13 protein-coding genes are annotated in these 14,552 nt (G+C 70.7%); 4 read left to right on the forward strand and 9 right to left on the reverse strand.

The genetic code is table 11. The features are described 5' to 3' along the window. Nucleotides 1–451: 451 nt before the first annotated feature. From C1J00_RS23915 to rpe, 4 genes are all read right to left on the reverse strand, one after another. On the reverse strand, nucleotides 452–1,894 hold the full coding sequence (locus C1J00_RS23915; RefSeq protein WP_180989670.1) for a GuaB1 family IMP dehydrogenase-related protein: 1,443 nt from the start codon (nucleotides 1,892–1,894) through the stop codon (nucleotides 452–454). Nucleotides 1,895–2,002: 108 nt separating this feature from the next. After that, nucleotides 2,003–2,356, reverse strand: coding sequence for a barstar family protein (locus C1J00_RS23920; protein ID WP_102911122.1), 354 nt, complete (start codon nucleotides 2,354–2,356; stop codon nucleotides 2,003–2,005). A gap of 24 nt (nucleotides 2,357–2,380) precedes the next feature. After that, on the reverse strand, nucleotides 2,381–3,424 hold the full coding sequence (locus tag C1J00_RS23925; RefSeq protein WP_102911111.1) for a sugar-binding transcriptional regulator: 1,044 nt from the start codon (nucleotides 3,422–3,424) through the stop codon (nucleotides 2,381–2,383). Nucleotides 3,425–3,502: 78 nt separating this feature from the next. After that, complete coding sequence (gene rpe / locus C1J00_RS23930; protein ID WP_102911112.1) at nucleotides 3,503–4,189, reverse strand: ribulose-phosphate 3-epimerase; 687 nt, start codon at nucleotides 4,187–4,189, stop codon at nucleotides 3,503–3,505. A 140-nt stretch (nucleotides 4,190–4,329) separates the two neighbouring features. Here rpe and C1J00_RS23935 point away from each other — a divergent pair, with 140 nt between their 5' ends. Beyond that, on the forward strand, nucleotides 4,330–6,465 hold the full coding sequence (locus C1J00_RS23935; RefSeq protein WP_102911113.1) for an MMPL family transporter: 2,136 nt from the start codon (nucleotides 4,330–4,332) through the stop codon (nucleotides 6,463–6,465). A gap of 154 nt (nucleotides 6,466–6,619) precedes the next feature. Here C1J00_RS23935 and C1J00_RS23940 read toward each other — a convergent pair whose 3' ends face one another. After that, nucleotides 6,620–7,084 carry a MarR family winged helix-turn-helix transcriptional regulator gene (locus C1J00_RS23940; RefSeq protein ID WP_102911114.1) on the reverse strand — a complete coding sequence of 155 codons (465 nt, stop codon included), beginning with the start codon at nucleotides 7,082–7,084 and terminating at the stop codon, nucleotides 6,620–6,622. A gap of 155 nt (nucleotides 7,085–7,239) precedes the next feature. On the opposite strand from C1J00_RS23940, the gene C1J00_RS23945 reads away from it, so the two are divergent. The 3 genes from C1J00_RS23945 to C1J00_RS45940 all read left to right on the forward strand — a co-directional run bounded on the left by C1J00_RS23945 (nucleotide 7,240) and on the right by C1J00_RS45940 (nucleotide 9,182). Further along, nucleotides 7,240–8,184: an NmrA/HSCARG family protein gene (locus C1J00_RS23945; protein WP_102911115.1), complete on the forward strand. Its 945-nt coding sequence runs from the start codon at nucleotides 7,240–7,242 to the stop codon at nucleotides 8,182–8,184. Nucleotides 8,185–8,324: 140 nt separating this feature from the next. Continuing rightward, nucleotides 8,325–8,705: a DoxX family protein gene (locus C1J00_RS23950; protein WP_102911116.1), complete on the forward strand. Its 381-nt coding sequence runs from the start codon at nucleotides 8,325–8,327 to the stop codon at nucleotides 8,703–8,705. 42 nt (nucleotides 8,706–8,747) lie between these two features. Beyond that, a complete protein-coding gene (locus C1J00_RS45940) occupies nucleotides 8,748–9,182 on the forward strand; it encodes a cupin domain-containing protein (protein ID WP_107501878.1) in 435 nt (144 codons plus the stop codon). 115 nt (nucleotides 9,183–9,297) lie between these two features. Here C1J00_RS45940 and C1J00_RS23960 read toward each other — a convergent pair whose 3' ends face one another. From C1J00_RS23960 to C1J00_RS23975, 4 genes are all read right to left on the reverse strand, one after another. Beyond that, entirely contained in the window at nucleotides 9,298–10,479 is a 1,182-nt protein-coding gene (locus C1J00_RS23960; protein WP_102911117.1) for an XdhC family protein, read from the reverse strand. 154 nt (nucleotides 10,480–10,633) lie between these two features. Then, nucleotides 10,634–12,823 (reverse strand): xanthine dehydrogenase family protein molybdopterin-binding subunit, encoded by a 2,190-nt coding sequence (locus C1J00_RS23965; protein ID WP_102911118.1) that lies wholly within the window; start codon nucleotides 12,821–12,823, stop codon nucleotides 10,634–10,636. Beyond that, entirely contained in the window at nucleotides 12,820–13,800 is a 981-nt protein-coding gene (locus tag C1J00_RS23970) for an FAD binding domain-containing protein (protein ID WP_102911119.1), read from the reverse strand. Before C1J00_RS23970 ends, C1J00_RS23965 begins: the two co-directional genes overlap by 4 nt. A 12-nt stretch (nucleotides 13,801–13,812) precedes the next feature. Beyond that, nucleotides 13,813–14,451 (reverse strand): (2Fe-2S)-binding protein, encoded by a 639-nt coding sequence (locus C1J00_RS23975; RefSeq protein WP_102911120.1) that lies wholly within the window; start codon nucleotides 14,449–14,451, stop codon nucleotides 13,813–13,815. Nucleotides 14,452–14,552 lie beyond the last annotated feature (101 nt).

The following is a 14,552-nucleotide window of genomic DNA, read 5'->3' on the forward strand; positions in this document are numbered from 1 at the left end:
CCCTCCCCCTGGCCCCCCTCCGCGACCAGGCGTTCCACCGGCTTGCGGCGCATGAGGCGCGCACCGATGCCGGGGTGCGCGGGAGCGGCTGTCTGGCCTGGATTCTGCGGGGGTGCGCCTTGGTCGAGCACGCGCTTGGCTCCTTTTCGCTGCCGGTCAGGGCGGCAGGGACCGCGGGCGCCCTCGAGCAGGGACCCACCGAGCGGAGTCCCCGCCACGCCACGTACGAGGCGACAGCCTATGAGCAACGACGTTGCTGTCGAAATGCAGCAACCTTGCGCATTCGTGCAAGATCATTGCGTTCCCGTGGGCTCGATGAGTGTTCGTTGCGGGGCGGCTGTCGAGTGTTGCACTGCAGGGGTCGGAGGCGCTGATCAGGTACGTGCGAAGACGGCCCCCGAACGTCCCGCGGAGCGGGACGACGAGGGCCGTGGCAGGGGCGTCGGGGCCGTCAGCTCCAGCTGGCGTGCAGGGGCTTGCCCTCCGCGTAGCCGGCGGCGCTCTGGATGCCGACGATGGCCTTCTCGGCGAACTCCTCCAGGGATCCCGCTCCGGCGTAGGTGCAGGAGGAGCGGACGCCCGCGATGATCGAGTCGATCAGGTCCTCGACGCCCGGGCGGGCCGGGTCGAGGAACATGCGGGAGGTGGAGATGCCCTCCTCGAACAGCGCCTTGCGGGCGCGGTCGTACGCCGACTCCTCCGAGGTGCGGTTGCGCACGGCGCGCGCGGACGCCATGCCGAAGGACTCCTTGTAGGCACGCCCCTGGGCGTCGTGCTGCAGGTCGCCCGGGGACTCGTAGGTGCCCGCGAACCAGGAGCCGACCATCACGTTGGACGCGCCGGCCGCGAGGGCCATGGCCACGTCGCGCGGGTGGCGGACACCGCCGTCGGCCCACACGTGCTTGCCGTACTTCTTCGCCTCGGCGGCGCATTCCAGGACGGCGGAGAACTGCGGCCGGCCGACGCCGGTCATCATGCGCGTGGTGCACATGGCGCCGGGGCCGACACCGACCTTGACGATGTCCGCGCCGGCCTCGATCAGGTCGCGCACGCCCGCGGCGGCGACCACGTTGCCCGCGACGATCGGCACCTGCGGGTCGAGGTCGCGCACCAGCTTCAGGGCGCTGATCATCGACTCCTGGTGCCCGTGCGCCGTGTCGATGACGAGGGCGTCGACGCCCGCGTCCAGCAGCTCCTGCGCCTTGCCCGCGACGTCCCCGTTGATGCCGACGGCGGCCGCGATGCGCAGCCGCCCCTGAGCGTCGGTCGCCGGGGTGTAGAGGGTGGCGCGCAACGCGCCCTTGCGGGTCAGGATGCCGGCGAGCGTGCCGTCCTTGTTCACGGCCGGGGCGTAGCGGCGGTTGGCGTGGTCGAGGGTGGTGAAGGCCTCGCCCGGGTCCATGTCCGCGTCGATGAGCAGCAGGTCCCGGGACATGACCTCGGCGAGCTGCGTGAAGCGGTCCACGCCGGACAGGTCGGCGTCGGTGACCACGCCGACCGGCTTGTGGTCCCCGTCGACGACGACGCCGGCGTTGTGCGCGCGCTTGGGTAGCAGGGCCAGCGCGTCGGCGACGGTCTGGTGCGGGGACAGGACGATCGGGGTGTCCAGCACCAGATGCCGGCTCTTCACCCAGGAGACGACGTCGGTGACCACGTCGTTCGGGATGTCCTGCGGTATCACCACGAGGCCGCCGCGGCGGGCCACGGTCTCGGCCATCCGGCGGCCGGCGATGGCGGTCATGTTGGCGACGACGAGCGGGATGGTGGTGCCCGTGCCGTCCGGGGAGCTGAGGTCGACGGCCTGCCGCGAGCCCACCGAGGAGCGGCTCGGCACCATGAAGACGTCGTCGTACGTCAGGTCGTACCCGGGCTGGATGTCATTGAGGAAACGCACGTGCTGCACATCCCAGTCGATCAGAGGTGACCCCCGGACCGGCCGGCCAGGGGGAAAGAGCACGTACTTCATTCTCCCATGCCGTACGCCCGAATCACCCCCAGCGGATCATCCAGGCTGGTCAGGGGGGCTCTCGGAGGATTCTCCAAGGCCGAGGGTCACGAACAGTCCAGGGCCCCGGTCCGTCGCCTCGGCGAAGATCTCCTCGGCGACCTGCCACTCCTCGGGCCGCGTCCCGGCGTACTTGCGCCAGCCCTGGACGACGACCAGCAGGCCCCGCTCGCCGGCTCCCGCGGGCCAGAGGGCGGGGTCGGCCATGGAGTCGGCGAGGGCGTCCCAGTTGCGGCCGAACCAGTCGGGCAGGGCCAGGTCACGGGCGCAGCGGTCCATGAAGGCCGCCTCGTCCGTGACCCCGCCCAGATCCAGGACGACCACGATCCGGCCCGCCGGGTCGTCCGGCAGCCCCTGCGGCTCGCCGACCACGTGTCAGACTCCGTCCGGGTCGGACCTGTTGAGCGCGGAAAGCGGCGGCGGGCCGGCCGTCAGCAGGTAGTCCGCGGCCGAGGTGTCCGTCACCAGGCTGGTGACGAGCCCGGAGCGCAGCACCGCGTCGATCGCGGGCCCCTTGCGCTGCCCGCCCGCGATCGCGACGACCTCGGGGATCCGGCGGAGCTGGTCGGCCTTCACCGTGATGCACCGCTCGCCCAGGTCCCGGCCGACCCGGCGGCCCTCGGCGTCGAAGAGGTGCGCGGACATCTCGGCGGCGACCCCGAGGGACGCGTAGTGCGCCCGCTCCTCGTCACTGAGCATGTCGTGCACCGTGGAGATGCCCCGCTCCCAGGAGCCGATGGAGACACAGGCGACGGTGACCTTGTCGAAGTGCTCGAAGGCCCGGGCGATCCCCGTCTGGTTGCGCAGCGCCGTGGCCGTCGCCGCGTCGGGCAACAGCATCGGGGCGTAGATGGGGTGGGCGTCGCCGCCGGACACCTGGGCAGCGCGGCGCACCGCCTCCACCGAGCCGCGCTCGGCGGTCCCGGCGTCGTACACACCCGTCAGCTGCACCACCGTGCACGGCGGCAGCCGGTCGAGCGCCGCCGCCATGTGGATGGTGGAACGGCCCCAGGCCAGGCCCAGCACATCACCTTCGTCGACCAGTTCGCCGAGCAGATCGGCGGCCACCTCTCCCAGGTTCTCGGGGTCGGGTGACTCCTCGGCCTCGGCCGGGGACTCCACCACGACCGCGTGCCTGAGGCCGTAGCGGGCGCGGAGCGCGTCCGAGCGATCGGCGTCCAGCTCGGCGGGCACACGGATCTCGATCCGTACGAGATCCCGCTCGAGGGCGGTCTCCAGGACCCGGGCCACCTTGAAGCGGCTGACGCCGAACTCCTCGGCGATCTGGATCTTGGATTTCCCCTCGAGGTAGAAGCGGCGGGCCATGGCCGCCGCCTGCACCAGCTCAGCGGGTCCCATCCGCATGGCTGACCGGCCCGCCGACATACCCGACACGGCGTTCTCCTCACTGCTGTTCACACTCTGGATTCGCCGTTCATCCTTGCAGATCCGGCGCGGTCGATCAGCCCTGACGAGAGCCGTTCACTTCGCTGTGGCTCAGTGGTCGCAGGCCCAGGAGGCCTTCGCCGTGGCCGCACCGGCCTGGTTGCGTAGTGCACGTACCGCCTCGGCCGGGTCGTTTGCCCCGTAGACCGCCGATCCGGCCACGAAGACATCGGCTCCGGCGTCGGCGCAGCGCTCGATGGTGGAAGCGGAAACTCCCCCGTCGACCTGGAGCCAGAGCTCCAGTCCGTGCTTGCTGATCAACTCGCGGGTGCGGCGAACCTTCGGAAGCATGATGTCGAGGAAGGCCTGTCCCCCGAAGCCCGGTTCGACCGTCATGATCAGCAGCATGTCGAGCTCGGGGAGCAGGTCCTCGTACGGCTCGATGGGGGTCGCGGGCTTCAGCGCCATGGAGGCGCGCGCACCCTTGGCCCGGATCTCGCGGGCGAGCCGGACCGGGGCGGCGGCGGCCTCGACGTGGAAGGTGACGGAACCCGCCCCCGCCTCCACGTACTGGGGCGCCCAGCGATCGGGGGCCTCGATCATCAGATGACAGTCCAGCGGGGTGTCCGTCGCACGGGCAAGCGACTCCACGACCGGCACGCCGAGCGTGAGGTTCGGGACGAAATGGTTGTCCATGACGTCGACGTGGAGCCAGTCGGCTCCTTCCACGGCCTTCGCCTCGTCCGCGAGGCGGGCGAAATCTGCGGAAAGGATGCTGGGGTTGATCTGCGCGGCCATGTCCTAAGACTGCCATGCCCTCCGGGGGTTGTGGGCATCGGTCCCGGGTGGAACCGCTGGTACGCCGACTGCGGGCCGTCGTGGGTTGCTCGCGCAGTTCCCCGCGCCCCTTGTGGGGCGCTTCCGCCGAGGGGGATGTCATGAAGCAAGGGGTCGCGCATCTCGTCTGCGGGCGGCGGGCCAAGTGGCTGGTCCTGGGCCTGTGGGTGGTCGTGCTGTTCATCGCCGCGCCGTTCGCCATGAAGCTCACCGACGCGCAGGACAACGACGCCGCGTCGTGGCTGCCGGGGTCGGCGGAGTCGACGCAGGTGCTGGAGATCTCCGAGGACTTCCGGCCGGAGCAGATCCCGGCGGTTGTGATCTACGCACGGGAGAGCGGCCTGACGGCGCAGGACCGTGCGGAGATCACCGAGGACGTCGCGCAGCTGAAGCAGCTGCGGGATCAGGGCATTCTCGGTGAGCGGACGCGGGGGCCGGTGTTCGACCGGCAGACCGATCCGCGGGCGGCGCAGGTCTTCGTGCCGATCATGATGGACGAGGAGGGCTGGGAGCGGATCTCACCCGCCGTGGAGTCCGTCCGGGACGAAGTCGGTACCGGCGGGGACGGGCTGAGCGTGCACATCACCGGCCCGGGCGGCACCTCGGCGGACTTCTCGGAGGCCTTCGAGGGCATCGACTCCACGCTGCTGTTCGCGGCGATGACCGTGGTCATCGTCATGCTGCTCATCACCTACCGCAGCCTGACCCTGCTGCTGGTGCCCCTGATCGCGGTGGTCTGCGCGCTGTTCACCTCCCAGGCGCTGATCTACGTGCTCGCCGAGCACGCGGGCCTGACGGTCAACGGCCAGAGCGCCGGCATCCTCACGGTGCTCGTATTCGGCGCCGGGACGGACTACGCCCTGCTGCTGGTCGCCCGCTACCGGGAGGAGCTGCGCCGCCACGAGGACCGGCACGAGGCGATGGCCCTGGCCCTGCACCGCGCCGGTCCGGCCGTGCTCGCCTCGGGCGCGACGGTCGTCCTGAGCATGCTGGTGCTGCTGACCGCCGAGATGAACTCGACCAGCGGCCTGGGCCCGGTCGCCGCGATCGGTGTCGCCGTCGCCCTGCTGGCGATGATGAGCCTGTTCCCGGCGCTGCTGGTGATCTTCGGCCGGTGGATCTTCTGGCCGGTGATCCCGCACCTGGGCTCCCCCGAACCGACCGAGCGCGGCATCTGGGCGCGCGCGGGCCGCCGTATCGCCCGCCGCCCGCGCAAGACCTGGGCCGTCACGGCACTCGCCCTGGCGGTCTGCTCCCTGGGCCTGATCCAGCTGCGCGCGGAGGGCATCGGCAACGCGGACGCCTTCACCGGGAAGCCGGACTCGATCACCGGCCAGGAGGTGTCGGCGCGCTACTTCCCGGCGGGCAGCGGTGATCCGCTGGTCGTCGTCAGCAACCAGGCGCAGGCCGTGCAGGTGGGCCGTGCGGTCGCCGGGACCGAGGGCGTGGTCCCCCAGTCTCTCGGTCTGCCGCCCGGCACGAAACCGGCCTTCGAGGGCAAGGTCCTCTTCGAGGCCACCATGACCGCCCCGGCGGACAGCGAGGCCGCCAAGCAGACGGTGGAGCGGGTGCGGAACGCCGTGCACGCGGTGCCGGACGCCGACGCCAAGGTGGGCGGCGGTACGGCGGCCCTGCTCGACATGGACAAGGCGACCACGCACGACAACATGCTGATCATCCCGCTGGTGCTGGTGGTCGTCCTGCTGATCCTGTGCGTGCTGCTGCGCGCCCTGATCGCGCCGCTGCTGCTGATCGGCACGGTGATCCTGTCGTTCACGGCGGCACTCGGCATCAGCGCGCTCGCGTTCCGGTACGTCTTCGACTACGCGGGCGAGGCGACCGACTTCCCGCTGTTCGTGTTCGTGTTCCTGGTCGCCCTGGGCATCGACTACAACATCTTCCTGACCACCCGCATCCGCGAGGCGGCGGCGCGCCAGGGCACCCGACCCGGCGTGGTCACCGGCCTGGCCGCCACCGGGGCGGTCATCACCTCGGCGGGCCTGGTCCTGGCCGGCACGTTCGCCGCCCTCGGCACCCTCCCGATGGTCGCCTTCGCCGAGATCGGGTTCGCGGTCGCCCTCGGCGTGCTCATCGACACCTTCATCGTGCGCTCGGTGCTCGTGACGTCCCTGTTCCTGGACGTCGGCCCGAAGGTGTGGTGGCCGCACCGGCTCGCCCGGGAGGACGGCGGTGCGGCGGCCCGGGAGAGCGCCGGTGTAGGTTCTCGAATCCGCTGACCAATCGCACCTCACCTACCTGCACTGATCAGTCGCATCTCAGTAGTGGCCATGAGTAATTCGTCTCACGATCTTGGCCACTGAGGAACCGACCCTCCGAGGCGAGCGAAGTCGACGATCGGCGGTGTCACCAGCGCGAGGACCGCGGCGAGGGTCAAGGTGACTCGTTGTCCAGCTGTTCGAGGATGCGGTTGGAGAGCCGTGCGAAGGTGGCGAGTTCGTCCGGGCTGAGGGCGTCGATGACCAGGCGGCGGACCGTGGCCACATGGTGGGGTGCGGCGGCCTCGATGGTCTTGCGGCCGGCCGGTGTGATGGCGACGAAGACACCGCGTCCGTCCTCGGCGCATTCTTCCCGGGCCGTCAGGCCGCGTTTGGTCATCCTGGCGATCTGGTGGGACAGGCGGCTCTGTTCCCACTCGATGATGTTGGCGAGGTCCTGGAATCGTTGCCGGCCGTCGGGGGTGTCGGTGAGGGCGACGAGGATCTGGAAGTCGGCGCCGGACAGTTTGTGCGCCTTCAGGTCACGTTCCAGCCTTGCCGAGAGCTTCTGGTGCAGGCGGATGAAGGCACGCCAGGCGTGCTGCTCGGCGGGGCTCAGCCACGCGGGTGTGTCGTTCATACGCAGCGAGTTTACCTGGCTGCTTGACACGTCATACACCTGCACCTAACGTACATGACACATCATCTGACACGTCATGTACTTCCGAGCGAAGATAGATGATGTGACATGCAGTGGGGGTGCCTCATCCCTGCCCCAACAAGAAGGAGAAGGCCGTGGCGGAGAAGAAGGTCATTGCGGTGGTCGGTGCGACCGGTTCCCAGGGCGGCGGGCTGGCCAGGGCGATCCTGGCCGACGCCGGTGGCGGGTTCGCGGTACGTGCGCTGACCCGCAACCCCGACTCGGACACCGCACGCGAGCTCGCGGCCCTGGGCGCCGAGGTGGTGAAGGCCGACCTCGGCGACCTGCGGAGCCTGACCGAGGCGTTCGACGGGGCGCACGGGGCGTTCCTGGTGACCAACTTCTGGGCGGACATGTCGCCCGAGAGGGAGAAGCAGGAGGCGGCGACCATGGCCCGGGCCGCCAAGGCCGCGGGTGTGGCCCATGTGATCTGGTCGACGTTGGAGGACACCCGCGACTACATCCCGCTCGACGACGAGCGCATGCCGACGCTGATGGGCGGCTACAAGGTGCCGCACTTCGATGCCAAGGCCGAAGCCAACCAGTTCTTCACCGACGCCGGGGTGCCGACCACCTTCCTGCAGACCACCTTCTACTGGGAGAACCTGCTCGGCCCGATGGCGCCACGACGGGGAGACGACGGCCGGCTCGTGCTGGCCATGCCGATGGCCGACAGCCTGCTCGCCGGCATCGCCGTCGAAGACATCGGCAAGACCGCCTACGGCATCTTCCGCCGCGGCGGCGACCTCATCGGCCGCACCGTGTCCATCGCCGGCGAGCACCTGACCGGCAAGCAGATGGCCGAGCAGCTCAGCGTGGCCCTGGGTGAAGACGTGGCGTACGTGCCGGTGCCCTTCGACGTGATGCGGGCTCAGCCGTTCCCCGCCGCCGCCGAGTCGGGCAACATGTTCCAGTTCTACGCGGAAGTGCCCCAGTTCAACGCGGTCCGCGACCTCGACGTCGTCCGCAGCCTGAACCCGCAACTGCAGACGTTCGAGCAGTGGCTGAACGCACACAAGCCCGCCTTCGCCGCCGCCTGACGGGCGACCCGGCGGTTCCTATTACACGCACTTAATTCCCAGAGCCCCGGCGTTCTCGCGAAATACCGATTTCGTCCCGCGCATCGGGACGCATCACGAGAACGCCGGGGCCCTGTCTGCCTCCCTCTGATTGGTAGCTCATGAACATCGTTTTGTGGATTCTGGCCGGCCTGCTCGCCGCGATCTTCCTGGCCGCCGGCGGCGCGAAGCTGGCCCAGCCGAAGGAGAAGCTCGCCGCCTCGCCGAACATGGCGTGGGCCGAGGACTTCTCCCCGGGCATGCTCAAGCTGATCGGCGCCCTGGAGGTGCTGGCCGCGGTCGGGTTGATCCTGCCCGCCGCGCTGGACATCAGCCCCGTGCTGGTGCCGCTGGCCGCCGTCGGCCTCGTGCTGCTGATGGCCGGGGCGGCGACAACCCACGCCAGACGCGAGGAGTCCAGCGCGATCGTGCCGAACCTCGTGCTGATCGTGCTGGCCGGTGCGGTCGCGTGGGGCCGCTTCGGCCCGTACCCCTTCGCCTGATCACCGGCAGTGTCCGTCCAGGGAGGAACAGGGAGGAGCACCATGCCCGCCATCACGGTCGAGGACGTCCTCGTCCTGTCCCACCTGCCCACGCCCGCCCCTGCCGGGACCCGGGTCCGTGAGGTGCGCCGGCTGGTCACCGCACCGCGCGGCTACGAGGGTGAGGGCTTCCCGGTACGCCGCGGGTTCGCCGATGTGCCCCTGTCCGAACTGGCTCCCTTCGTCCACTTCGATCATCTCGACGAGGTGGACCTGGGCCCCGGTGAGCCCAAGGGGGCCCCGTGGCATCCGCACCGCGGCTTCGTCGACCGGGCCGAGGGTGAGCTGGAGGTCGCCGAACGACAGGACGGTCGGCTGGATCCGGTACCGGTCCATGAACGCCAGGTGCGCATCCAGCGACCAGGGACCCACGTTGGCCAGAGTGTCGGCGAGGCGGCCGTGGCGCTCCAGGTAGTCGTAGTACACGCGGGGAAGTAGTGCGCGTAGGTGTCGACGCGCCAGTTGCCCTTCGGCAACCCGCCGGACGGTGCCGCAGCGGCGGCCGGCACCGCACCCGCCGCCGCGGCGAGGGGCGCGCCCGATGCCGCCTCGGTCAGTCCTCGAGGTGAGGTGCTCCGTACGGGGTCCATGTCTGGGGCTCCTCTTCAGGCAGGCCCGTCGTCGTCCGGACGGGTTGGTGGATGGGGCCGGTGCGCTGCGACAGAGGCAGGCCCGTGCCCTGGTGGATGTGGGCGACGATCTCGGCGGTGATGGAGATCGCCGTCTCCTCGGGCGTGTGCGCGCCGAGGTCCAGGCCGATGGGCGAGCGCAGGCGGGCCAGCCGGTCCTCGGGTACGCCGGCTTCGCGCAGGAACTGCTGTCGGTGCTCGTGGGTACGGCGTGAGCCCATCGCGCCGACATAGCCGACCGGCAGGCTCAGCGCCAGGCCGAGCAGAGGGACGTCGAACTTGGCGTCGTGCGTGAGGGCACAGATCGCGGTACGCCCGTCCACCTCGGTGCGCTCCAGGTAGCGGTGGGGCCAGTCGGCGACGACCTCGTCGGCGTGCGGGAAGCGGGCCCGGGTGGCGAAGACGGGGCGGGCGTCGCAGACGGTGACGCGGTAGCCGAGGAACTGCCCGGCCCGGCTGAGGGCGTCCGCGAAGTCGACCGCGCCGAAGATCAGCAGGCGGGGACGGGACGCGTGGGTGTGGACCAGGACCGACAGGCGCTCGGGGCAGGTGCCGGCGTCGCCGCCCACCTCGACACGGCGGGTACGGCCGGCCCTCAGCTGCGCGCGGGCCTGCGCTGCGACAACCTGGTCCGCGTTCGTGTCGCCCACGGTTCCGCGGTGAGCACCCGTGCCCTCGGGGACGTGGAGGGTGCGGCCGAGGAGGTCGTCCGGGCCGTCCACCACCTGGGCCACAGCGACGGGCCGGCCCCCTACGACCGCGTCGAGGGCGTCGATGAGATGCGGCTCGGCGGCGGGCTCGACCCGCTGCACCAGGACGTCGATCTCGCCGCCACAGGTCAGGCCGACCGCGAAGGCGTCGTCGGAGTAGCCGAACCGGGCGCGGGTGGGCTTGCCGCCGTCCCTGAGCACTTGGACGCACAGCTCGTAGACGGCTCCCTCCACACAGCCGCCGGAGATGCTGCCGACCATGTGGCCGTCCGTGTCGACCGCGAGGGCGGTACCGGGTGGCAGGGGTGCGCTGCCGCTGACGTCGACGACGGTGGCGAGGGCGAAGGGACGGGCCTCGCGGCACCAGTCGTACAGCGTGTCCGCGATGTTGAGCATGGGCGTGCGCTCCGGGGGATTGGGGGGCTTGAGGACCGCCGCCGCACTGTGGGGGACAGGTGCGACGGCGGCCTGGTGCCCGGCGGTGGGCCGTCGTCGACCGCTGGACGCTGGGGAGCCCGGGTGACCGGTGGTGGGGCGGCCACCCGGGAGTTCAGAGCAGGGCCTCGGGCTTGATCGGCAGTTCGCGGATCCGGCGGCCGGTGGCGTTGAAGACCGCGTTGGCGATGGCGGGCGCCACTCCGACGAGCACGATCTCACCGAGCCCCTTCACGCCGATGGGGTCGGCTTCGTAGTCCTCTCCGTCGATGTAGATCGCTTTCAGTTCGGGGATGTCGGCGTGGGTGGGCACGAGGTAGTCGGCGAGGTTGGCGTTGACGATCCGGCCGTCGCGGTGGTCGGTGACCGTGTGTTCAAGGAGGGCCTGGCCGATGCCGCCGGTCATGGCGCCGAGGGCCTGGCTGTCGGCGAGCGCGGGGCTGATGATCCGGCCGGCGTCGTACACGCCGACCATGCGCCGTACCCGTACCAGGCCGAGGCGGGCGTCTACGGCCACTTCGGTGAAGGTCGCGGCGTAGGCATAGAAGGAGAACTTCGCCGATTCCGGCGCCCCGGCGTACGAGCCCATCGCTTCGAGGTGGGTGCGGTTGTTGCGGGCCAGGAGCCGCCGGTACGTCTCCCCGCGCGCGGGGTCGTCCTTCACGTGCAGTCGGCCTCCCTGTACGACGATGCCGGCGGGGTCGACGCCGTGCAGCGGTGACTCCTCGTCCCCGACGGCGAGTTCGATCGCCTGACGCCGCAGCTTGTCGCAGCCGTCCTGGACGGAGGATCCGACGCTGGCCATGGTCTGCGAACCGAAGTGGCCGGCGGCCGGAGGCAGACGGGAGTCGCCGAGCCGGAAGGTCACCCGGCGCATGGGCAGGCCGAGGGCGTCGGCGGCGAGCTGCGTCATGGACGTGGCGGTGCCGGCGCCCATGTCGGCGGTCGCGGCCTGGAGCAGGGCGGTGCCGTCGGCGTCGAGCCGGACGGATGTCCGGGACTCGGAGCGTGCTGTGTCGTAGACGCCGGCGGCCATGCCCATACCGATGAGCCAGTCGCCCTCGCGCCTTGAGCGGGGCTTGGGCCTGCGCCGCTGCCAGCCGAACTCGCGGGCGCCCACGCGGTAGCACTCGCGCAGGCGTCGCGTGGAGAACGGCAGATTGGTGGACTCGTCGTCGGCGGGCTCGTTGCGCAGCCGCAGCTCGATGGGGTCGAGTCCCAGTTCGTGGGCGAGCTCGTCCATCGCCGACTCGACGGGGAAGGCACCGCTGGCGTAGCCGGGGCCGCGCATCCACGTCGGTGTGTTCACGTCCAGCGGTACGTGCCGGTACGCCTGGCGGACGTTGGGGGTGCTGTAGAGCATCCGGCCGGGGACCAGCACGTCTTCTATGTGTGTCTCGTATCTGGAGGTCTCGGCGCGCACGTCGTGCGCCGACGCCGTGAGACACCCCCGGCGGTTGCTGCCCAGGCTCAGTTCGTACTCGTACGCGGGCCGGTATCCCACGCCGAAGTACAACTGCTTGCGGGTGAGGGCGAGTTTGACGGGGCGCTGCACCTCGCGTGCGGCGACGGCGGCGATGACGGAGTGGGGCCAGGTGCTGAAGGCGTTGCCGAAGGCCCCGCCGATGAACGGGGAGATGACGTGGATGTCGTCCGGTGGCATGCCGAGCGCGCCGGACATACCGAAAGCGGTGTACTGCGTCGCTTGGCTCTTCTCCCAGAGGGTGAGCTTGTCGCCGTCCCAGCGGGCGACGAGGCCGGCCGCTTCCATGGCGTTGTGGTGGTTGCGGGCCGTGCGGTACGTCATGTCCAGCCGGACGGCGGCCGAGTCCAGGGCTTCGTCGGCGTCGCCGCGCGCATAGGTCTCGGGCTCGCCGGCGGGGTCGGCGGCGGCCAGATCGGTGGCGGGACGCTGGGCGTCGTAGCAGACCTTCACCAGGCTCGCGGCGTGCTGGGCGATCTCCAGTGTGGTGGCCACCACGACCGCGACGGGCTGTCCGAAGAACCGGATGCGGTCGTCCTGGAAGGGTTGCAACGGCTTGCCCGGCGGGAATTGCCCTTCAACGGGCGGGAGTTCGGGCGCGTTGAGGTGGCTGATCACCTTCAACACGCCCTTTTCGGCTTCGGCGGCGCGGGTGTCGATGCCGGTGATGCGGCCGCGGCCGACGCCGCTGTCGACGATGACCGCGTGCACGACCCCGTCGGGGTTGTTGTCGGCGGCGTACTTCGCCTGCCCGGTGACCCTCAGCCGGGCGTCGACTCGGGGGACCGCCGCTCCGACGGCTGCCTGTGGCTGCGGGCTCACTTGCCACCTCCTACGACGCGCAGTTGACGCTCGACGGCCCGTTTGAGCAACTCGACCTTGAAACGGTTGTGTTCGAGGGGCCGGGCCCCGTCAGCCGCCCGCTCGGCGGCCTTGGTCCACAGTGCGTTAGACGGCCGCTGTCCGATGAGCTCCCGCTCGACGGCGGGCAGTTTCCAGGGGACGGTGCCCACGCCTCCGGCGGCCACCTTGGCTTCGCGGATCACGCCTCCCAGGAGGTGCAGGGCGACGGCCGCGGAGGTGAGCGCGAACTCGTAGGACTGCCGGTCGCGTACCTTCAGGTAGCCGGACTTCAGCGGGCGCGGGTAGGGCGGTATCTCCACTGCGGTGATCAACTCACCAGGGCGCAGGGCCTGTTCGCGGTGGGGCGTGCTGCCCGGCTTGAGGTGGAAGTCGGCGAAGGGCACGGTCCGCTCCCCGGCCGGGCCGAGCAGGTGGACGGTCGCCTCCAGCGCCGCGAAGGCCACGGCGGCGTCGGAGGGGTGAGTGGCCACGCAGCCGTCGGTGGTGCCCAGGATGGCGTGGGTGCGGTTGTAGCCGTGCAGCGCGGCGCATCCGGAGCCGGGCTCGCGTTTGTTGCAGTCAGCGGTCACGTCACGGAAGTACGTGCACCGGGTGCGTTGCATGATGTTGCCGCCGATGGTGGCCATGTTGCGCAGTTGGGGCGACGCGCTCAGTTCCAGCGCCTGCGAGACGACGGGGTAGAGGGCATGGACCTTGGGGTGGGCGGCGGCCTCGGCCATGGTCACCAGGGCGCCGATGCGCAGTCCCCCGCTCTTGGTGGCGGTGACCTCGCGCAGAGGCAGGGCGCTGATGTCGACCAGCGAGCCGGGGTGTTCGACGGTCTCCCGCATCAGGTCGACCAGGGTGGTGCCGCCGGCGATGTAACGCCCGCCGCGCCGACCGGCATTGAGGGCTTCGCGCGTGTCCGCGGCCTTGGTGTAGGTGAAGGGATGCATGGGAATCGGCCCTCACTTCCGTCCCGCGGTCTGCTGGACCGCGCGCTCGATTTTCACGTAGCAGCCGCAGCGGCAGATGTTGCCGCTCATCCACTCCCGGATCTCCTCCGCCGAGCCGGTGTGACCCTCCTGGACGCAGGCGACACCGGACATGATCTGACCCGGGGTGCAGTAGCCGCACTGGAAGGCGTCCTGGTCGATGAACGCCTGCTGCAGCGGGTGCAGCCGGTCGCCCTTGGCCAGGCCCTCGATGGTGGTGACCTCGGCGCCGTCGAGCCGCACCGTCAGCGTCAGGCAGGAGTTGACCCGGCGGCCGTCGACCAGGACGGTACAGGCGCCGCAGGCACCGGCGTTGCAGCCCTTCTTCGAACCGGTCAGGTCCAGGTGCTCGCGCAGCAGGTCGAGGAGCGAGGTGCGGTTGTCGATCGTGACGGTGTGCCGGACGCCGTTGACGGTCAGGGAGACGCGGCTGCCGTGCGGCGTCTCGGCGGCGGCCGCTTCCACGGAGCCGGGCAGGGGCACCGCGACCAGGCCGCCGGCCAGGGCGGCCCCTCCGGCCACCGTGGTCGTCGCGATGAACGTACGCCGGGTCGGTGCCGAGCCGGATTCGGCGGGGGGAGACACGGCTGGGTCGGTAAGTTCGGTGGACATGACCACTCCTCGGTGCGGGGTACGGATGGTCCTGCTGATCGGCGCGAACCTGGCGGGGCGGGGCGTACGGGGCGTCTCCTGCCGCACCCCCGCCCCGCCCC

Origin of the sequence: Streptomyces cahuitamycinicus (assembly GCF_002891435.1) — a bacterium.
Taxonomy (GTDB): Bacteria; Actinomycetota; Actinomycetes; order Streptomycetales; family Streptomycetaceae; genus Streptomyces; species Streptomyces cahuitamycinicus.

What these genes read in the sequence shown, in the direction of transcription:
- rpe (WP_102911112.1), bottom strand. Translation starts at nt 4,189, where the DNA reads ATGGCCGCGCAGATCAACCCCAGCATCCTTTCCGCAGATTTCGCCCGC.
- C1J00_RS23935 (WP_102911113.1), top strand. Translation starts at nt 4,330, where the DNA reads ATGAAGCAAGGGGTCGCGCATCTCGTCTGCGGGCGGCGGGCCAAGTGG.
- C1J00_RS23940 (WP_102911114.1), bottom strand. Translation starts at nt 7,084, where the DNA reads ATGAACGACACACCCGCGTGGCTGAGCCCCGCCGAGCAGCACGCCTGG.
- C1J00_RS23950 (WP_102911116.1), top strand. Translation starts at nt 8,325, where the DNA reads ATGAACATCGTTTTGTGGATTCTGGCCGGCCTGCTCGCCGCGATCTTC.
- C1J00_RS45940 (WP_107501878.1), top strand. Translation starts at nt 8,748, where the DNA reads ATGCCCGCCATCACGGTCGAGGACGTCCTCGTCCTGTCCCACCTGCCC.
- C1J00_RS23960 (WP_102911117.1), bottom strand. Translation starts at nt 10,479, where the DNA reads ATGCTCAACATCGCGGACACGCTGTACGACTGGTGCCGCGAGGCCCGT.
- C1J00_RS23970 (WP_102911119.1), bottom strand. Translation starts at nt 13,800, where the DNA reads ATGCATCCCTTCACCTACACCAAGGCCGCGGACACGCGCGAAGCCCTC.
- C1J00_RS23975 (WP_102911120.1), bottom strand. Translation starts at nt 14,451, where the DNA reads ATGTCCACCGAACTTACCGACCCAGCCGTGTCTCCCCCCGCCGAATCC.